General features: G+C 52.6%; 15 protein-coding genes and 1 pseudogene. 9 read left to right on the plus strand and 7 right to left on the minus strand.

The features are described 5' to 3' along the window. Positions 1–211 precede the first annotated feature (211 nt). Genes DKK66_RS06985 through DKK66_RS06995 form a run of 3 tightly spaced genes read right to left on the minus strand, consistent with a single transcriptional unit; the run spans position 212 to position 4,469 of the window. The gene (locus DKK66_RS06985) at positions 212–925 is read right to left on the minus strand and encodes a LuxR C-terminal-related transcriptional regulator (protein WP_131356571.1); all 714 of its coding nucleotides are present in this window, start codon (positions 923–925) and stop codon (positions 212–214) included. Further along, positions 925–2,343 carry an HlyD family type I secretion periplasmic adaptor subunit gene (locus DKK66_RS06990; RefSeq protein ID WP_131356574.1) on the minus strand — a complete coding sequence of 473 codons (1,419 nt, stop codon included), beginning with the start codon at positions 2,341–2,343 and terminating at the stop codon, positions 925–927. The genes DKK66_RS06985 and DKK66_RS06990 overlap by 1 nt, the downstream gene beginning before the upstream one ends. Before the next feature lie 8 nt (positions 2,344–2,351). Continuing rightward, positions 2,352–4,469 carry a type I secretion system permease/ATPase gene (locus DKK66_RS06995; protein ID WP_255434234.1) on the minus strand — a complete coding sequence of 706 codons (2,118 nt, stop codon included), beginning with the start codon at positions 4,467–4,469 and terminating at the stop codon, positions 2,352–2,354. A 213-nt stretch (positions 4,470–4,682) separates the two neighbouring features. Between DKK66_RS06995 and DKK66_RS07000 the strand changes: the two genes are divergently transcribed. Both DKK66_RS07000 and DKK66_RS07005 read left to right on the plus strand, forming a co-directional pair. Next, positions 4,683–5,948: a glycosyltransferase family 4 protein gene (locus DKK66_RS07000; protein WP_131356580.1), complete on the plus strand. Its 1,266-nt coding sequence runs from the start codon at positions 4,683–4,685 to the stop codon at positions 5,946–5,948. 9 nt (positions 5,949–5,957) lie between these two features. Next, a complete protein-coding gene (locus tag DKK66_RS07005; protein WP_131356583.1) occupies positions 5,958–7,433 on the plus strand; it encodes a TolC family protein in 1,476 nt (491 codons plus the stop codon). Between the two features lie 192 nt (positions 7,434–7,625). Here the strand turns inward: DKK66_RS07005 and DKK66_RS07010 are convergent, their stop codons facing one another. The 4 genes from DKK66_RS07010 to DKK66_RS07025 form a co-directional block, all read right to left on the minus strand. Continuing rightward, complete coding sequence (locus DKK66_RS07010; protein WP_131356587.1) at positions 7,626–8,423, minus strand: Fic family protein; 798 nt, start codon at positions 8,421–8,423, stop codon at positions 7,626–7,628. 144 nt (positions 8,424–8,567) lie between these two features. Then, positions 8,568–9,755 (minus strand): Fic family protein, encoded by a 1,188-nt coding sequence (locus DKK66_RS07015; protein ID WP_131356590.1) that lies wholly within the window; start codon positions 9,753–9,755, stop codon positions 8,568–8,570. Between the two features lie 148 nt (positions 9,756–9,903). Beyond that, on the minus strand, positions 9,904–10,407 hold the full coding sequence (locus DKK66_RS20730; protein WP_131356593.1) for an HAD domain-containing protein: 504 nt from the start codon (positions 10,405–10,407) through the stop codon (positions 9,904–9,906). 432 nt (positions 10,408–10,839) lie between these two features. Continuing rightward, positions 10,840–11,790 (minus strand): hypothetical protein, encoded by a 951-nt coding sequence (locus DKK66_RS07025; protein WP_131356596.1) that lies wholly within the window; start codon positions 11,788–11,790, stop codon positions 10,840–10,842. 166 nt (positions 11,791–11,956) lie between these two features. On the opposite strand from DKK66_RS07025, the gene DKK66_RS07030 reads away from it, so the two are divergent. From DKK66_RS07030 to DKK66_RS07060, 7 genes and pseudogenes are all read left to right on the plus strand, one after another. Beyond that, positions 11,957–12,256: a hypothetical protein gene (locus DKK66_RS07030; RefSeq protein ID WP_131356599.1), complete on the plus strand. Its 300-nt coding sequence runs from the start codon at positions 11,957–11,959 to the stop codon at positions 12,254–12,256. Between the two features lie 322 nt (positions 12,257–12,578). Beyond that, positions 12,579–13,217, plus strand: a complete 639-nt coding sequence (locus tag DKK66_RS07035) for a TnsA endonuclease N-terminal domain-containing protein (protein WP_131356602.1) — start codon at positions 12,579–12,581, stop codon at positions 13,215–13,217. After that, entirely contained in the window at positions 13,198–15,162 is a 1,965-nt protein-coding gene (locus DKK66_RS07040; protein WP_131356605.1) for a Mu transposase C-terminal domain-containing protein, read from the plus strand. The genes DKK66_RS07035 and DKK66_RS07040 overlap by 20 nt, the downstream gene beginning before the upstream one ends. Next, complete coding sequence (locus DKK66_RS07045) at positions 15,162–16,208, plus strand: TniB family NTP-binding protein (RefSeq protein ID WP_131356608.1); 1,047 nt, start codon at positions 15,162–15,164, stop codon at positions 16,206–16,208. The genes DKK66_RS07040 and DKK66_RS07045 overlap by 1 nt, the downstream gene beginning before the upstream one ends. After that, a complete protein-coding gene (locus tag DKK66_RS07050) occupies positions 16,201–18,177 on the plus strand; it encodes a TniQ family protein (protein ID WP_131356611.1) in 1,977 nt (658 codons plus the stop codon). The genes DKK66_RS07045 and DKK66_RS07050 overlap by 8 nt, the downstream gene beginning before the upstream one ends. Positions 18,178–18,512: 335 nt before the next feature. Next, a complete protein-coding gene (locus tag DKK66_RS07055; protein WP_131356614.1) occupies positions 18,513–19,178 on the plus strand; it encodes a hypothetical protein in 666 nt (221 codons plus the stop codon). Positions 19,179–19,310: 132 nt separating this feature from the next. After that, positions 19,311–19,454, plus strand: a pseudogene (locus DKK66_RS07060) (IS3 family transposase); the annotation flags it as partial. Positions 19,455–19,578: the final 124 nt, after the last annotated feature.

The following is a 19,578-nucleotide window of genomic DNA, read 5'->3' on the forward strand; positions in this document are numbered from 1 at the left end:
AACATTTCTCCGTAGCAAAATCCACCTTCGCCCATTTATTTAAAATAATGAAGATAAATTTATGAAATACAAAATGGAGTAATTGATTATAAATATATCTTCCTCGCACACCTATTTAACTAACATGATTATCCGCAATCTAATTTCCACAAAGATAATCCTACTTTTTAGCATAAATACGCCCCATCTAGCAATGGGACATCTGTCCTAATCATTTCAACTTGACTAATAATTGACTTCTAGAACCAACCCCAAATTGATGATATATTTCACTAAGCTGATTGCGTACAGTTTTTTCTGAAATATTCATTTTCTCTGCGATTTCTTTATCATAGCACCCCGCTAATAGATACCTTAAAATTAGCCGTTTTCTTGGTGGAATATGAGAAAAATCAAGATGCTCCTGTTGATCTTTGTGAATATAATCAGTGAAACAGCTATGTAAAAGAGGCATAATTAACTGCATTATCGGCAAAAGTTCGATTCCAAGTGAATTAGCAGTCTGTCCAAAACTAAAGTAAGTTCCTTCTTTCGCTAGATGACTTACCAATCCATGACCAATAATTCCCTTTAGACCAACGCGCTCCATTTCCTGCAACTCCTGCAACGTAGCGAAGGAGGAAGGGTTTTGACGATTCAGCAAGAATGGTTGTCTGTTTTGAAGCCACCACCTTAAGCATCCACGATCTTTCCATTCGAATTGCATAAGAAAGGAAGTGATATCGACTGCCGAGTATCCGATAGGTAGCCAGTGCGTTGCTTTGACCTGTCCAGCAATCACTTCACCTCTAACACAGAACGCTCTGTCGCATTGAAACAAGGGCAAAAGGCTTTGTTCTAGCCACAAAGGAAATTGAGCAGGCTGTGGTGGTGGTGCTGTAAGTAGGCGTACTAAATTGTGGTAAACAGCTACATTCGACGTCATTACCGCTCCCTTAAACTCTCCTGCCCATACTCTATCAATGGACTCAGGAAATATTCCGCCACGCGCCGTTTGCCGGTTTTGACTTCTACTGTGACAGCCATCCCTGGTGAGAGATTGACCCACTTGTTCTCCACCTTGATCTTGCTCTGGCCGATCTTGATGCGGGCCGGGAAGATCAGGCCTTGTTTCTTGTCCTGTGCCGCGTCATTCGACACCTTGGTGACGGTGCCGGTGAGATAGCCGTAGCGGGTGTAAGGGAAGGTTTCGATCTTGACGATGGCTTCCTGACCCACATTCACAAAACCGATGTCCTTGTTGTCGATACTGGCGTCCACTTCCAGCGTGTCGTCCGGTACGATTTCCATCAGTGATTGAGCTTGCTGTGCCACGCCACCGATAGTGTGGACAGCAAGCTGCTGAACAGTGCCGTCAACCGGTGCCACCAGCTTCATGCGTTGCTGGCGCTGTTTGGCCTTGGTTTCTTCGCTTTGGTATTGCGGCAATTGCTGTTGTGCCTGGTTGAGGGCGTCCAGTTGTTCACGGCGGAATTGCGAAGTGGTGGCATCGACAGTGCGACGCTGTTCTTCTATGCCTGCCTGTAATTCACGGGCATGGCTTTGCTGTGCGGCCAGGTCTTGCTCTTGTTCGATACGGGTTTGCTCTTTCTGCAGGTAGTCCTGGCGAGAGACGTAGTTGTCTTTCAGCAGATTGCGATAGGAATCTGCCGATTGGCGTGCAAGGGGGGCGGTCTGTTTCAGCTTGTTGATTTGCTGGCGTGTACTGTCCAGCTCGGCTAGCCGCTTATCCAGCTCGGCTTGTTGAGTGGCCAGCTTGTCGCGGTATTCGTGGTATTGCCCCTCGGCAAAACGCTGTACCTCTTGTTGCCGTTCTACGGGGAGGCCAGGAATGGCAGCAACGTGGGGTTCTTGATGGCTTTGTTGGGCAGTGAGCAGGGCCTGGGTACGGGCAATGGTGACGGCAGCTTCCTGTCGGGCAGCCTGGCTCTTGCTGGCATCGGCACCGGCCTGAGTGGTGTCCAGTTCGATGAGTGTTTGCCCCGCCTTCACGCGTTGGCCGTTCTCCACCAGAATCGCGCGAACCGTTCCGGTATCCAGTGGCTGAACCACCTTGACCTGCGCGTTGGGAATCAGCTTGCCTTTGGCTGTCGCCACCACATCCAGCTTGCCAAAGATCGCCCATAGCGTGGCAAGGAGTGCGAACAGAACGACCAGTCGCATTCCCCATTTGGGTGCTGGGTGCACTGGTGTTTCTGCCAATTCCAGATGCGCTGGCAGGAAGGCAAGTTCGTGGCCTAACTTGGGCGGGGCGTCCAGTTGGTGGCGGATGTCCCAGGCAGCTTTAAAAATGGTGCCGTAGCGCGTCAGCAGGTCTTTGAGGGCTTGCAGGTGGTGTTTCATGATTTCCCTCACGCCGTTTGCAGTTCAACCAGGCGGGCGTAATAGCCGCCATGGCGGAGCAGGTCATCATGCGGTCCACTTTCTACAATCTCTCCCTTATCCATGGCGATGATCCGGTTGGCATTGCGAACGGCAGACAAGCGATGGGCAATGATGATGACGGTGCGGCCCTGGCAGATGCTGCGCATATTGTTCTGGATGATGCGTTCGGATTCGTAATCGAGCGCACTGGTGGCTTCATCAAAGATCAGAATGCGCGGATTGCTGATCAGCGCACGGGCGATGGCCACGCGCTGGCGTTGACCGCCAGACAGACCGCTTCCATGTTCACCCACCTTGGTGTCATAGCCTTCCGGCAACTCTGCAATGAAGTCATGGGCACCGGCCATCTTGGCTGCGTGGATGACAGCCTCCAGGGGCATGCCGGGATCGGATAGGGCGATGTTGTCGCGGATCGAGCGGTTGAACAGCAGGTTTTCTTGCAGCACGACACCGACCTGGCGACGTAGCCATGCGGGATCGGCCAGGGCCAGGTCTATGCCATCAATACGGACGCGGCCGTTCTCAGGCACATAGAGCCGCTGTAGCAGTTTGGTGAGGGTGCTCTTGCCAGAGCCAGAGCGGCCGACAATGCCGATGACTTCACCGGGACGGATGTGCAGATTGATGCCTTTGAGCACCTGCGGGCCATCCGGGGTGTAACGGAAGCGAATGTCTTCGAAAGCGACATCCCCCTGTACCTGAGGCAGAGCCTGCCGGCTTTGGGGAATCTCGGTGCGCGTATTGAGGATGTCACCCAGGCGCTGCATGGAAATGCCCACTTGCTGGAAGTCCTGCCACAGCTGGGCCAAGCGCAAGACGGGAGCAGCTACTCGACCCGCCAACATATTGAAGGCTACTAGTTGGCCAACTGTCATATGGCCGTCGATCACCAGATTGGCCCCCAGCCACAAGGTGGCTACGGTCACCAGCTTGCCGATCAGCTGGATACCCTGCTGGCCGATATTAGCCAGATTGCTGACCCGGAAACCGGCACTCACATAGCTGGCCAGTTGCTGGTCCCATTTGCGGGTGAACTGCGGTTCGACGGCCATTGCCTTGACGGTTTCAATCCCGGAGACGGTTTCGACCAGGAAGGATTGATTGTCGGCACCACGGGCGAACTTCTCATCCAGTCGTACCCGTAGTGGGGGAACCAGAAAGGCAGAGATGGCGGCATAGCAGGGAAGGGAGAGGGCAACAATGACGGTGAGCTTGACGCTGTAGAAGCACATGACTGCCAGAAACACGATGGAGAACAGCACATCGATGACTGCGGTCAGGGCTTGGCCAGTCAGGAAATTGCGGATGTTCTCCAGCTCCCGGACCCGTGCCACCGTATCACCCACCCGGCGTGCGCCAAAGTACGGAAGCGGCAAGGTTAGCAGATGGCGGAACAGCCGTGCCCCCAGTTCGACATCAATGCGGTTGGTGGTATGAGAGAACACATAGCTGCGCAAGCCGGTCAGGAGTACCTCGAATACCGAGCACACCAGTAAGGCGGTGCAAATCACATCCAGCGTGGTAAAGCCACGATGCACCAATACCTTGTCCATCACCACCTGAAAGAACAAGGGCGTCACCAAACCGAATAGCTGCAGCACTAGCGATACGCCAAACACTTCCAGCAATAACTTGCGGTATTTGACGACAGCCGGGATGAACCAGGAGAAGTCGAACTTGGCCAGTTCACCGGCCAGCGACGCGCGGGAGGTAAACAGAATGGCACGCCCATGCCAGCGTGCTTGCAGCTCGTCCAGGCTGACCATGCGCGGATTTTGCTCGGCGGGATCATGAATCAGGAAGCGCTGGCCATCGGTCTTGGCCAGCACAAAGTGACGGCCATCTTCAGCTAATGCCAGGCAGGGGAGTGCAGTGTGAGTCAGTCGATCAAAGGAGAGGGAAACTGCGCGGGCTTTCAAACCCAGCTGCTTGGCTGAGAGCAGCAAATCTGATTCTGAGAACTGTTCGGATGCCAAGCCAGACTGGTGGCGAAGCTGGGCCTCGTCGGCCGCGAGGGAGTGAAAACGCGCAATCATGACCAGGGCAGTTAACCCCGGATCCAGCGCTACCGCCTGTGTCGTCAAAGTAAACCACCCAAATTTTGCGTGGCTTCTGTTCTCTAACGTCTCCGAAGCCTACGCACGATCGATTGTAAAAAACAGTTTTCGCAATTTAACCGGGATTAACAGTACAATGCAATATGACGTATGGAACTTTCATCATTTTGCATGGTCGCCTTACGTTTATTCGGATGGAATTTACATAAATTAACAATTTAGCGTGGATTAGAATTTCTCGTGCGCGTGCTCTTCATTCATCAGAATTTCCCAGGGCAGTTTCAGGGCTTACTTCCCTATTACCACGGCAGAACAGATGTTGAGGTGATCGGTATTGGCGAACGCCGCTGGGTGAAAGATAAGTTGGCACGGCTTCCGAGAGGTTTCAAAGTCGGAGTCTACGACTTTGAAACTAACGCCAAGAGTGAAGCGCATCCCTACCTGACTTCAACCTCGACAGCAGTGTTGCGTGGACAGGCTGTTGTCAAAACCTTGTTAAATCTTAAGCATCAAGGGTTCTCCCCTGATATTGTCTATGCCCATCCTGGCTGGGGAGAGTCGCTGTTTGTGAAGGATGTCTTTCCAGACTGCCGTTTGGTGCATTTCTGCGAATTCTTCTACCGGTCGAAAGGACAGGATGTTGGTTTCGATCCGGAATACCCCAGCCATTTTGATGAAGCATTGCACCTGCGCATCCGCAATGCTCCCCATCTACTGAGCCTTGATGTAATGGACCTGGGCATTAGTCCCACCCAGTGGCAGCGCAGCTGTTTCCCCAAGCCTTACCAGTCCAATATCGCAGTTGTGCATGATGGTATCGATACAGATCATGTTCGCCCCAACCCTGAGGCAAGCTTCACGCTACCCAACGGTCGCCAACTGACCCGGCGTGATGAAGTCATTACCTTTGTGAATCGCAATCTGGAGCCCAGCCGTGGCTTCCACACCTTCATGCGGGCATTGCCTGCCTTGTTGCAACAACGGCCACAGGCACAGATCATCATCATCGGTGGTGATGAAGTGTCTTATGGCAGCCCATCTCGCTTTGGTTCGTATCGTGCGCAAATGCTGGACGAGTTGGGAGAGAAGCTTGATCAGTCCCGCATTCACTTTTTGGGCAAAGTCTCTTACGGTCACTATCTGCAAGCGCTGCAGGTTTCTACCGCTCATGTCTATCTGACTTATCCCTTCGTTCTGTCCTGGTCCATGCTGGAGGCCATGGCTGCCGGATGTCTGGTGATCGGTTCGCGGACAGCACCGGTCGTGGAAGTCATTGAGGATGGTCAGAACGGTTTGCTGGTGGATTTTTTCTCACCCGATGACATCGTGCAGCGCATTATTGAAGTCTGCGCTCACCCCGATCAGATGGCTGCACTACGCCATGCTGCTCGGCAAACCATTCTGGAACGCTACGACCTGCAGCGGATCTGCCTGCCCAAGCAAGTTGCCCTGCTGGAACAAGTCACCGCCCATACGGCCAACACCGTGCTCACCACTGCTGTTTGACACCGAATCATGTCTACCTTGAAGCTGCCCATCTCTCCAAAGCCGTGGAATATCACGACGACTTGTGGCCTTGTGCTGTTGCTGACCAGTCTGACAAGCCCCTGCTTGGCATGGGATCCGTACCCGGCGGATCCTTTCAAAGTGATGAACACAGGTGCTCGTCTCCCCTCAGAAATCAGCCATAACAGTGTGAATGATCCCTGCGCGCTGGCAGCACCCAGCGCAGTGGTTCAACTCGCAGAGGCGGTCGAGCAGGCCTTGTGCCATCACCCGCAGACACGTGAAGCATGGGCCAATATTCGGGCGCAAGCAGCGCAAGTCGGCGTAGCGACTGCAGCGTATCTGCCAACCGTGAATGCTTCCGTGCTGGGGGTAAGAGATCATGCCACATTGCAAACACCAGTCTTTCCAACCTTGAGTACGGATCACGCCAGTACTTACCAGACCGAAACCATTACCTTGAACTGGCTGTTGTATGACTTTGGTGCGCGCTCTGCTTCACTGCAATACGCCAAGCAGATGCTGGCCGCTGCACAGGCCAATTACGACAATGCGCTACAAAAGGTCTTTGCCAATACGACCAAGGACTACTATGCAGCCGCTGCTGCACAGGATGCGGTCATCGCTGCACGTGAAAACGAGCAGACCGCCAAGCAGAGCCTGAAAGTTGCCTCCGCCCGGATGACGGGGGGTGTCGCCGCGGTGAGTGACCAACTTCAAGCGCAGACCGCCTATTCACAATCGGTGATCGCCCGAGTGAAGGCTGAAGGCACACTACATAACACCTTGGGGGTGCTTGCCCTCGATATGGGGCAACCTGTTTCGCAAGTCACCGGGGTTGCACATGTGGATGCCGAGACCACCGAGATCCACTCGGTCACGCAATCCATTCAAGAACTACTGAGACAAGCTGAGCAACAACACCCTAGCTTACGTTCAGCACGCGCCCAACGGGATGCCGCCATTGCCAAGGCAGAGCAAGTGCGTGCGCAAGGTCGCCCCACTATCAGCCTGACAGCACGTGCCAACCGGAGTACTCAGCCAGAAAGTCTGGGTACTGGCCTGCCTACAACGCCGGCCCATTCCCAGGACCGTTATCTGGGCATTCAGCTGGATATCCCGATTTTTGAGGGATTTGGTAGGACGTATCAGATTCGTAATGCAGAAGCCCAAGTCGAAGTGCAGGAAGCGACACTCGCGGATGCCGAACAACAGGTGGCCAAGGATGTCTGGACTAGCTACCAGGACTTGAAGACCAGTGAAGAGAATGTACGCGCAACGCGTGATTTGCTGGAGAGTGCCCAGGCTGCGTTCAATGCTGGCAAGAAGCGCTACCAAACCGGAGTGGCAGATATTCTGGAGTTATTGAATGTGCAGACTGCCTTGGCAAATGCACGTCAGCAGCGCATTCAGGCCATTGCTGATTGGCATACCGCGGGGTATCAGTTGGCAAGTGCATTGGGGAGATTGCAGTCTATTCAATGAAAATAAGCTGGGCATATGCGGCCAGCTACCATGCAGGCCATTCCTAGCCTCTTGCTGAGCAGAATCTGGCCCAGTAATTATCAGGTTTGTGGCCTCATGAACGCAGAAAGGCGGTAGACGCTGCTGCTACGATTTCCAGTCCTGCCAGCGTGCTTTAGACTTTTTGTAGGCTTTCATAGTATTTCAACTCATTCAGCAACTCGGGCCAGTGGGCGAATTTCTCTCTTGCTTGGCTTTTTGGGCAAGCTGAAGCAAATCCAGATAAGTTGCCAACGACCTCTGTACCGCCTCAGCTACCAGCGCAGTGATGCCATCATAAACTCCGGTCAGACACGCTTCGTCCAGCGCATCGTAGTAGGCCACCTTCTCCTCCTGTCGGATCACTGCAGGCGGATAGCCTGCTTTCATCAGATCGAAGTTCATCAGCAAGCGACCCGTTCGACCATTACCATCAACGAACGGATGGATATTCACAAACCGGGCATGTAGTTCGGCAGCACGCTCAATTGGATGCTTTTGCCCTGTCTGTCCATACCAAGTGATGAGCTGATGCATTTTTTCGCCAAGCTGCAGGAAGTCAGGTTGGGTTGTGCTTGTGCCAGAGATCACCAGGTTCTCGCTGCGGTAGAATCCTGCTTGGCCGCTATCAATCTCTTTCAAAACCAGACCATGGATGTTCTTGATTTGCCACTCAGTCAGAGGCTCCTGCTTGGCCACGATCTCTTCGACGTACAAGACTGCAGCGTGGTGATTGATTGCCTCAAAGTGCTCACCTAGCGACTTGCCTCCAACCGTGATGCCCTCTAGCACCACCTTGGTTTCACGCAGGGTGAGCGAATTTCCCTCAATAGCGTTGGAATGGTAGGTCCACTCCAGCGTCAGCTTGTCGCGGAGGGAAGCGGCAGTGTGAAACGGCAGCGGGCGTGCAGTATCCAGCTTGGCTTTCGCAGCATCCACGGCTTGCAGTTTTGCATTCAGTTCGGGAAACATTATCTTGAGCCTTGTACCGAGCGCCTGTCCTGCCACGCATCCAGCCCCTTAACAAAGCTGACTTATGTCATAGAACATAAGTTATGTTCCGCAACATAAGTCTACATAAGTTCATCACCACAGAAAGTCCCTGACTGCAGCCAACTACCATCCGGGCCTTTCCTGTGCTGCTTGCAGTGCCGCATCAAGCCCAGTCATCAGCAAGTTTGTGACCTGATGCGCGAAAAAAACCCGATTGCGACGCTGCTGGGAAACCGGTCGCAAAACTCCATGCTCTACCAGTCGTTGAATCGCGTTATTTGCCGCCGGAAATGACACATTAAGTTGCTCAGCCAAATCATTGACCGTTACATAGGGACTGCCTAGCAATCTGTCGAGAATACGGGGTACTACGGAATCACTGCGCACCCGGATGTTACTCGCCCACTCTGCGCGCAATCGCATGCAATTTTGAACCAGTTGCCTTGTGTGCCGACATGAGGCAATGACGCATTCAAGATAAAGGGTTAGCCAAGGTTGCCAGTTGAGCCGCATTTGTACATCCAGCAAGGCTGCATAGTAGTCATCTCGACGTAGCTTGAGGAAGGAGGCCAAGTGGATCGGTACTTCATGTTCGGCAGCAAACATCAATGGCAACAACAAGCGTCCAACGCGACCATTACCATCAAGAAACGGATGGATAGCTTCAAACTGAACATGCGCAACGGCTGTTCTCAGGAAAATTGACGGTTCTCTGTCATCAAAATCCCATTGCAAGAAGCGCTGCAGATTTTCCAACAATCCCGGTAGCATTGCGGCAGGAGGAGGCACATACCTTGCATCCGTGAAGTTGCGGCCAATGAAATTCTGCCGATCTCGGATCACCCCCGGCGTCGCATCTGGCTGGCTATCCATCAACCTTGCATGGATTCCGGTGATCAGATCTAGGGTAAGGCCTTCACGTTCTCTGGCCTCAACCTCCTGCAGACCCCAGTGAAATGCTGTGACGTAGGCTAAAGTGACTTCTGAATCATTCACCGCTTCAGACTCGGAGTGCCTATCGATTTCGTACAGCTCCAGGTCGTCATACCCAGTACTGGTTCCTTCAATCTGGCTGCTGTCCACAGCCTCGCGTCTATTCAGCATACGGAGCAGCAAACCCACATGAGGGTACTGGCCCAGCTCGGCTTGTAGCTGATCATGCTCAAAACGTGCCTGGGTGAACAGCGCTTCACAGCCCGAAATATCGACAGACTGAGGGAGGAGGACGGGTACAACTGCAAACACACCACCACGACCTGGAACAGGTTCTGCGGTAGCGCGAAGAGTCGGGTGAAGGTCGGATACACGCATTGGTAACCTTTAATAACAAATTTCTTATTAAAGCTTAGCACGATTATCGTTTAATAAAAAATTTGTTGTTAAAGCTTAATGCGACGAAAAAAGCAACTCCGACCGTGTTGAACTACACAGCCACTGCTTCTTGATACCAGTTGGTAGTCTAACCGCTGCGCCTGGCCAGCTCTCTAGCCAGCAACGTTTGCACCTTGAGGTCAGAAAGACCAGTCCTGCTATCCGTCTGAATCAGATTGGGTCTATCACTATCCTCCCATCCTGTCGGCTGGTCATCTAGTGCAAGCCAATTTTGCAATCCAGCCCGGACAACATAGCGACGGATTTGCTGGTACCGCGTCGCATCATCCCACCACGTTACCCTACCTCCAGGATTCATCTCCGTTGGTAATGACATCCTCGAATGCCAGGTCGAACCGATCACTTTCGCAGCAAGCTGATCAGGTAACCAGGCTTTTGCCCTCGAAAAGCGCAGAACTCTGGCCCAACTGGTGCTCAAGACAATTTGTACATTCGGATAGTCAACCAGCAAGTCCACGAGCACTGGAGCCCACATGAATAGTTCACCTTCTGCTCTCAGTACTGGGCGTCCCTTCTCAAGGTATACGGCATCTGGATGGAGCACACCGTCATAGTCAAGAAATATGATCATCGTCTAGTCCTGGCAAGAAGAACCATGACTCGTTGTTCTGAAACCACCGCTATTTCTCTCATCAGAGATATATTGTTCCACGAGCACATAGTTATTGACCCACTCAATCTGATCCCGAGAGAGAAGAAAAACGAAAACTGTAAAGGTCTATGCCCGAGATCACCAGGCATGATGGATGCAATTGAGACGAACCTCTTGCAACATCATCTCAAGAAGAAACCACAGGATGAGCACAGATGTCATTACATCGGACACCGAATCTACACAACACGTCAAGTGGAGAAATCAGCCCACAATCCATGAAAAAACTAGCTGATTTACTTTCACCATTAACTTACGAGAACAATTCAACCAAAAAAATCATCACATAGAATGAAGAATATGCACATTTCAATATCAACAATATGAATCAACCAACTTCCATCGTAATCACTAAGCACCAATTAAATACGCCTCTCTTATCGTAATAAATTTCTTAAACCAATTATACTTTTTTTCTACATAACCAATCCATTGCAATTTGGTCGGTGGCCCTTCACCCCACACAGGAAAGATGGGAAGATCAAACTGAAAGACAATCTTGAAAAACTCCCTACGCGGCGAAATTCTATTTTTATTCAGCAAATATGCGTCTGCACTCTCTTCATTTTTCATCTTCTTCATGGAATATTCAATAATATCTAAGCTAGTATAAAAAAGGTTATAGTCCAACAGACACATGCTATCCCGCCAGGCAATCAAGTTGAACACCCTCATTATAAACAAATCAAAAAATTCTTTATCAAGCCCCCTTGTTCTAAAGGAAATACCGACAACCAACATACTTCTGTATATCGCCTCAGCGATATCACATATCGCGAAGTAATTCTCAACTTGATAGTAATACACCCAGATCAAAACCAATCCAGCAAGCCCATCCATACTCCCCATATGTACCAGCGATCTACTTATCCTGACCCAGGGCCTCTGCCTTGTCTGATTTACTTCAGCATGCCACCAGCGCTCAATATTTACTCTTAAACTATCTCCCGCCTTCTCAGTAAATTTCTTCAACCGTGTATGATTTATTTTCTCAAGCAACAGAATATCCCATAAAACATTATATAGTTCCGATGAAAAATTACTCTCAGCTGGTCCATTCAGTTGTTGTATCCATACATCAAATCTTCTGACCGATGACTTTCTCGGCAGGCTCCTTCCCTCCCTATATCTTCTCCATGAATTTGATATACACAACACATCTGACTCCCTGTGTAGGGCTGGCCTATTGAATTTGCGCTCGATTTCCCATGGAGAGTTGGCATGCAGTACTTGGCGAAGCCCTTCATACCAGAACCTCACTCTTAGCTCCTTAACACATCTCTTTGCGTCATTAATTTTCACAATTCATCCCGGCTGATTTATTTAAAATGACTTAATATTATCTCTAATTCGTTGAATGAATTATGATTTCTCAAGGAATCGTGTCTTCTCCCTCAGAATTTGTACACTATTACAGTAGCTTTATATTGGCGTACTCTTTCTAAGATCTAGACGGCAGGGACGTAACGTGGCGCAACAAGCAGATATAGAGCGTTTGACTGGCGAGCTTAGGGATAGCCTGACCAAGTTGTATGGCCCCTTACTTCCCAGCCGAGAGCTCTGGAAAATTTTTGGTTACGCATCTCCAGCTGCGTACCGCCAAGCACGCGCTCGGAAGTCGCTGCCGGTCGGTGAGTTCGAGATCGAGGGGCGGCGAGGCTACTTCGCGCTCACATACGACGTGGCTCAATGGCTCGCGAAGCAAAGCAGTCAGAAAGTTTCGGCATTGCCAGCAGAGAATCCTGAAGCCGGCATGGATACAGATTGAAGACCGGCAATACCGGTGGAGGCTTGGATGTCCCGCCGATGTGTTGACGGGTCAAACGCACCCCAAGAATGAAGGAGAAGCAGAAATGTAAAAAAGGCTAGCCATGTGGCTAGCCCGTTGATGCAAAAGCCGAAACCTTTGCCCTAGACAAGCTCAGTATCGTCTCGCGCATCTTAGCGGTCAAGCCACATTCCCCCATTTCAAGCCAAAAACGGTCAGCAAGCTGCTGAACGGCGGCTTCGCTCGTTCTGCGATTGGCTCTTTCCATACTGATGCGTGGTAGCGCAGGGAGAAGTCTTGCCAGCGCTACCAGGAGAATGCGATGCGAGTACGTAAAGTCGTTACCCGTAGGGGTAGGCACATCCGTGGCTATTTCCCCTCGAAAAAGCTCAACCGGATGGTGGCCTGGGAGTCACTACTGGAAAAAGATGCACTGCTCTTGATGGAACTCTCCCCTGGGGTGCTCTCGTACCAAGAACAGCCAGAAGAAATTTCTTACTGGGATGGGCAGGCAATGTGCAGCTACGTCCCGGACCTGCGGGTTAACCTGTGCAGCGAGATTTCCTTACTCATTGAAGTCAAACCGTCTGCCGAGCTCGAACGTCCCGTAGTGAAAGCCAAGTACCAACGAATAGCACAGCACCTGCAGGAACGGAGGGAGCACTTCCTGATACTGACTGAACAGGAAATACGGCAAGAGCCCTTGTTCCGCAATCTTAGTCAACTACTGTATTGGTACAACCACGCTCCCGAAAACTTACCCTCAGCCAAGGAAGTTGCAGCGAAACTGAAGGGACGCGACCACACTTGTATCCAGGAGTGCCTGGAGATTTTCGGTCCAGGTGTGACCTATTCCATGATTGCAAAAGGTTTGCTTGTCCCTGACATGTCGCTGGTGCTCACGCCGGCATCCTCTGTGCAACTACCTGTAGGAGGACAGCATGCAGCAATTTACTTTTAAACGTGGGCTTCGCTTCATTGCAGGACAGACCCGCTGGGAGTTGGATCGACGACTCGCCAGCAGCAAGTTGCAGCTATGTTCCGAAGACGGCGAGGTCTTGAATCTGACATATGCCGAGCTCTTGCAACGCTGGCAATCGCAAGAGTGGCTGATTGATGAGTCGTCGCTGGCAAATCTCGGGAATGCGATCTATGTGGTAACTCCACGTGATCTCTCTACCTATCCGTCCAAAATCCAGGAGATTGCCAAACGTCGTCTGCTCTATCTACAGAAGTTGAGTCCAGAAAAGGTAGCCTATAACTCGACAGTTTGGGGCGAGCGCATTCGTGAAATTGCTGAAGAGATCGGCGATGCCACCCCCCCATGCCCGTCGACCGTTTCTGCCTGGTGGCGGCGTTACCGGCAAACGCGGTCCATTCTGAAGCTGATCCCATGGAATCGCTCAGCTTCGATCCACCAGCACAAGCCAAGTTACGCCATCTTTGAAGAGGTCATCGCCGAGGTTTACCTGACAGATAACAAGCTGCCCAAGCTCTCTGTTTATGAACGGATTAAAGCGCGCGTCCAGGCCATCAATCAGGTGCTGCCCACACATGAACAAATGAAATGTCCGGGGCGCACCACGGTTTATCGCTGGCTGGGTGAGCTTCAACAAGACCTCGTTGATCTGGCTCGGGAAGGGGCCGAAGCCACACGCATGAAGTACCGGGCCGCCATTGGCATGGTCAAGACTCAAGCCATTCTGGAGCGCATCGAGATCGACCATACGCCGCTGGATATCATCATCATCGACCTGGTAACAGGCCTGGCGCTGGGACGACCGTGGATTACTCTGGCGATTGACCACCACTCTCGCATGATCGTCGGCTTTTACATCAGCATCGGTGCGCCATCTGCCAACTCGCTCTTACAATGCCTGAGGCGTGCCATCCTGCCGAAAGAGGATCTCCTCGCCCAATTTCCGGACATCAAGAATTGCTGGCCAGCCTACGGTATCCCGCTGCTAGTTGCGGTAGACAATGGCGCGGACCTTCACAGCACCGGGTTTGAGCAAGGCTGCTTGGAGTTGAGTATTGTGGTGCTGTTCTGCGGTTCGAAAATCTCATATCAGAAAGGGGGGATCGAACGCTTCATTCGTACGATGAGCGCAGGCCACATTCACACCCTGCCAGGGACAACGTTCTCCAATCCAGAACAGCGCGGCGACTACCCCTCTGAGAAACAGGCCTGCCTGGATATGCAGACTTTGACTCACTTGATCACCAAGTGGATTGTCGATGTTTACAACGTCACGCCACACCGGGGGATCCGCGGCCGGCCATTGGATCGATGGCAAGAGTCGGCCCAAACCACGCCGATTGCTTTGCCGGTCAACCCGCAGCAACTGGAGCTGATTGCCGGCATCCCTGCACAGCGCACCCTGTTCCATTACGGCGTGGAGTTCGAAGGGCTGCATTACAACGACCAGATCGTGCAGCTGATTCGCCGTCGTACCGGCAAGAACATCTCCGTGGATATCAAGTACTACGAGGACGATGTTGGCCACATCCATGTCCTGGATCCGGACAGCAAGGTGTACCTCCGAGTGCCGGCACGGGATATGGAGTACGCAGCGGGTCTAACCAGGGAAATGCACCGTACTATCCGCGCCCATGCGCGCAAAAAGTTTGGCGACCAGTGCAATGCACCTGAGTTGCTGGAGGCTAAGCGCGAAATCCAAGAGATAGCGCAAGCTGCTTTACAGCACAAAAAGATGGGCTACCGGAAGTCCGGGGCGCGTCAGCACAACTTGAACAGTGAGGCGGTTCTAGCCAACCAGGATCCGCTGGCGGAAGCCCGTAAGTCCACCAAACAGAAGAAGGTTGCCCCTCCGGTAGACCTGCCGGACGGCTTGGGAGACGACCTGCCAGAGTTTTCGGTCTCCACAAAGAAAGGGGGTGTCTGATGGATCCCCTGCTCATGATGAAGAAGTTTGTTCCGGCGGCCAGCTTCACCTCGGACAAGGTGCTGGGCTACAAGCTGCTGCTGGAACCGATTTGCCACCAACGATTCCGCAATGCACTGTTCCTGATCGCCGAATTGCATCACCGCCGGCGTACCCATGGTGTGGGTGGCGGTGTGCTGCTAATCGGTCCATCCGGTGCCGGTAAAAGTACCATCCTGCAGGCGTATGAAGCCGAGTATCCACGCAGCTTCGGGGCTCAGCGAACGCAAATCCCAGTCCTGGTTACGCGGGTGCCATCCTCGCCAACTGTGCGAAGCTTGGCCGGCGCCATTCTTGAAGCGATGGGTGACCGGAAGTCACACCGAGGTACGGCGCCAGAAAAGACGACCCGGCTCGTGGAGTTCATCAAGCACTGTGGGGTGGAGATGCTGCTGCTCGATGAGTTTCAGCACCTGTTCTATACCCCGAGCGTGACCGCATTTCGCGATGTCACCGACTGGCTTAAAAACCTGCTGGAAAGCACGGGGTTGGGCATGGTCGGGTGTGGATTACCTGCTGCCGAGCTGGTGATTCGCAGTAATGAGCAGCTGTCGCGTCGCTTCTCGCAGTGCATCCAGATGGATCCATTCTCCTTGGAGGATGAGGCCGATTTCATCGAGTACCGCGGTTTGCTCAAAGGCATTGCCGCATGCCTGCCGATGGAAAGCGAGATACCCCTGTACGAGGCCAACCTGGCCAGGCGCATTCACACGGCCAGCTTTGGGCTGCTCGACTACACCATCAAGCTGCTGGAGGGAGCGGTATCGGCGGCCAACCTGGCAGGGCTGAGTACCCTGTCGCTTGATGTGCTGGCTGCCGGTTTCCGTGAGCGCATCTGGAAAGACGTGCCAGATATCTTGAACCCGTTCCATCCAGAGTCACCGATACGGCCGTTGACGCAACCCGGAGAGGTTTTTTACCAGCATACGCGCAAAGATCCCGTCGGCTCACCCGTCGCCGTGAAACTCGGACTACGGGCAAACAAGGGAGGGGCAAGCAATGCATGACAGTGCTACCCCACAACTACCAGTACCGACACTATTGATACGTCCTCATCCCTCGCGGACCGAGGGCCCCACTGGCTATCTGTTCAGACTGGCTGAAGCTAATTTCATGAATTTGCGCGACCTGGAGCAGATTGGTATTGCCTTCAATCCGGAAGCCCTGCAGCAACAGCAGCTGCTGCCGCATCCGCAGCTCTACCCGGAGCTACATGAGCAGGTGCGGTACGTGGCCAAGCTTCTGCAAGAGCAACCGGGTATCTGGAATCGGCAGCACGCTCGGTTTTGCCCATACTGCTTGGGGGAAGACCCGCGCTGGCGGCTTGGCTGGGAGGTTTTGCACTTTGACACCTGCCATAAGCATGGCGTGTGGTTGATCGACCAATGCTCAAGCTGTGGCGAGCGACTAACCTGGCTGCGGGATAGCCTACTGCGCTGCAACTGTGGCGCAGATCTACGCCAGGAAATACCAGAGGATGCGCCCCCTGCAGGCATTCTGCTCGGCGAGGTACTAGAGCAGATACTGTTCAGACAGGACATCCGCTACCAGCATGGCTACCCGTTCCAAGGGATGACGATAGCCCAAGTGCAATCCCTGATCCGGTACCTGGGGGTGTATCTGGATCCGGCGGCTAGTCAGAAGCCGCTCAAGATCGCCAACTCTGGCGCGATGGCCGTTTCCTGGACCATGTCGTCACTGGCGGCAGAGATGCTGGTCTTTTGGCCTGAGAAGTTCCATCAGGCCCTCGACGTGCTGCAAAACACCGGGGGTGAGGCCAGGATCAGTCTGAAGGCTGTGTTCAAGGATGCGTACCAGTACCTATATAAAGGAGGTTTGCGCGGGGGAATCTACGGTCCGGTGCGGGAAGCCTTTGAACAGTGGGTCACCCACAACTGGAAAGGTGCGCTTGCCAAGCGAAACCGGCGTCTGACCGACACCGTACTCGAAAACGTGCAGTGGATTCCGGGCAAGGCAGCAGCAGATCGGCTGGGTATTTCGATGGCCAGGCTGCGGTATCTCGTCCGCTCCGGGCAGCTGGATGGTCAAGAGACGATCAGCGCCAAGGGCCGGCGCTTCCTGATGGTGAGGAAAGACCAGCTGGCACATGTCGAGGAGGAGCTGGCCGGCGAGATCACCATGGCCAAAGCCATGGAGATTCTCGGGCTGGGCAAGGTCCGGCTGCGACGGATACTGAAGCTGCTTTTTCCATCTGCCAGGCGCGTGAACGACCAGCAGCACCTGCCGTGGTGCATCTCCAGCACGGAGGTGTACCAGCTGGCAGAACTGGGTGAGGAGCTGCCACGTGTCTACTGCGTAGATGATGACGAGATCTCGCTCGCCGATGTGCTGCATTACTGGCAGTGGAACGCAGACGAGATAGTGTCGTTGGTGGAGGAGGTCAAGGCGGGGGCGCTGGTGCTGACCCGAACGCTCATTGGCAAGGCGGGTATCAGCCGCTGGGTGTTTAAGCGCAAGGATCTGATTCAGTGGCGAGCGGCCATGCAGACAGATCGGGTCAACTGGATCACGATTCCCGAGCTTGCGGAGGTGTTGGGGGTGAAACAGCAGGTTGCTTACTGGCTCACCCAGAACGACTATATTCGCTCTCACAAGCTGGGGACGAGAAAGTACCATGGCTCGCGGGTCCGGACGGTCGACGTGGACCGCTTCCTACGGCAGCACATCTTCGGTACCGAGATAGCTGACAGGATTGGTCGCTCGCCCAAAAAAGCCATGCTTATGCTGAAGGCCGTGTCGATCTATCCCCTGCGGGGAACCAGCATCGAAGCATGCCGCCAGCTGGTATATACTCGTTCTGAAGCGCTTGACCGGTTCATTGCCAAGCACAGCGTTGGTGACCTGACGAAGTGGCACGACACGGTGAACCGTCGTGAAAAAGCTTGGCAGAGGATCATCTACGAAAATGGGACGCCGGTACCTGATCCGTCCCACTTTCGACTAGAACCCCGTTGATCTGGCAATGCCCCAGATCTAAACGGAAATGGGATCCTACAAAGGGTGTATGTAGATAGACGCATAAGCTGAGAAAAAGAGGCCCATAAATTGAGAAATTTATGGGCCTCTTTCTTTGTATTGTTACTGCTTATCAGGAGATGCCTCTAGCTAGGCTTGTAATCGGCAATATTCCAATTGGACTGTCCCGCCCTCCCTGGACAGTCCAGATCAGTTGCATCGAAAAGATGGTCGCCCAATCCATTCGTAATTTTTGCTGACAAACATGGTTTTGATACTAGATTCCGCACTTTTTTCAGATACAATGCATTATACCAAATGCATGAAAGATTAGAATGAGTCGCCTTAACTGGTCCAACCCCTTCACTATTGCGGCTTTAGGTATTGCTGCCGGAGGCTTACTCTGGGGTATTGCACAATTACTACCAGCAATTGCTGCGTTCTTTGCAATTATTATAAAAGCCATTGGAGCAGCTGGCGGTTTAGCAATAGCTGTTTCATCAACAGGCTTTGCTACCGCCGGGGTGTTCGCAGCTTGGCTCCCAAATGTGGCGACTCTTGGGGTCGCCACAGCTGGCATGGGAACTACATATCTTGTTGTGGCGAAAATAGTTGAAAAGGGGAAAGAAAAGCCTTATGAGTGGCTCCTGCCAGCCTTGGGTCTTCTCGCTGTATTTTTCGTAGATTTAACCAAAGATCAATTAGTCCCAACCGGTACCGAAAGAGCCTTGTACGGACTTACAACAGCGCTATTGACAATTGGAGGCGGGTTTCTGCTTCTACAGAAGAAGCTCATTGTGCGTGCAATTGGCTTTATACTCCCATTTATTCCTGCATGCGTTGTATGCCTGCTCCTAATTCAGGAAAATCATGTATCAGCCGCTCTGTCTGACTTCATAGCCTCTGGTAGTGTTGGGGCTATAGGTCTCATCGGCGTTTTTGTGCTCGGTGCATTGATCGCTATTCTTGGTGTGGTCATTCCATCCAATAACGAAGAATAAGGTATCCAAGGAAAATCTGAACAAGCCTTCATTTTACTGAGCCAGAGCACATCCGGGGCTTGTCCGAATTTCTACGTAAACGGGGTTTGGGTTACGCCTGTGGAGTGTGCTCCACGAACTGAATGGTAAACCTACCACGACAGAGAGGGGGCCCTGCGGGATATCTTCGATTACATCGAGATGTTCTACAACCCGAAACGCCGGCATGGTTCCGCAAACGGGCTATCTCCGGTAGAGTTTGAGAAGCAATATTTCCAACGGCTCAAGAGTGCCTAGAAAAGCCGAGGCGATTCACGCAATGCCAAAGAAAGTGAAAACCATGTCAGGTTAGTGAACAATGCTGACACAGATAATGAAAAATCCACCGGAGGGCTTAGGTGGATTTTTCACTCTGGCATGG

This window comes from Aquitalea sp. USM4, assembly GCF_004328945.1.
GTDB lineage: Bacteria > Pseudomonadota > Gammaproteobacteria > Burkholderiales > Chromobacteriaceae > Aquitalea > Aquitalea pelogenes.

Bases quoted from the DNA above. Each gene is read 5' to 3' on its own strand.
- DKK66_RS06985 (WP_131356571.1), bottom strand. From the start codon at position 925: ATGACGTCGAATGTAGCTGTTTACCACAATTTAGTACGCCTACTTACA.
- DKK66_RS06990 (WP_131356574.1), bottom strand. From the start codon at position 2,343: ATGAAACACCACCTGCAAGCCCTCAAAGACCTGCTGACGCGCTACGGC.
- DKK66_RS07005 (WP_131356583.1), top strand. From the start codon at position 5,958: ATGTCTACCTTGAAGCTGCCCATCTCTCCAAAGCCGTGGAATATCACG.
- DKK66_RS07010 (WP_131356587.1), bottom strand. From the start codon at position 8,423: ATGTTTCCCGAACTGAATGCAAAACTGCAAGCCGTGGATGCTGCGAAA.
- DKK66_RS07015 (WP_131356590.1), bottom strand. From the start codon at position 9,755: ATGCGTGTATCCGACCTTCACCCGACTCTTCGCGCTACCGCAGAACCT.
- DKK66_RS20730 (WP_131356593.1), bottom strand. From the start codon at position 10,407: ATGATCATATTTCTTGACTATGACGGTGTGCTCCATCCAGATGCCGTA.
- DKK66_RS07035 (WP_131356602.1), top strand. From the start codon at position 12,579: ATGCGAGTACGTAAAGTCGTTACCCGTAGGGGTAGGCACATCCGTGGC.
- DKK66_RS07040 (WP_131356605.1), top strand. From the start codon at position 13,198: ATGCAGCAATTTACTTTTAAACGTGGGCTTCGCTTCATTGCAGGACAG.
- DKK66_RS07045 (WP_131356608.1), top strand. From the start codon at position 15,162: ATGGATCCCCTGCTCATGATGAAGAAGTTTGTTCCGGCGGCCAGCTTC.
- DKK66_RS07050 (WP_131356611.1), top strand. From the start codon at position 16,201: ATGCATGACAGTGCTACCCCACAACTACCAGTACCGACACTATTGATA.
- DKK66_RS07055 (WP_131356614.1), top strand. From the start codon at position 18,513: ATGAGTCGCCTTAACTGGTCCAACCCCTTCACTATTGCGGCTTTAGGT.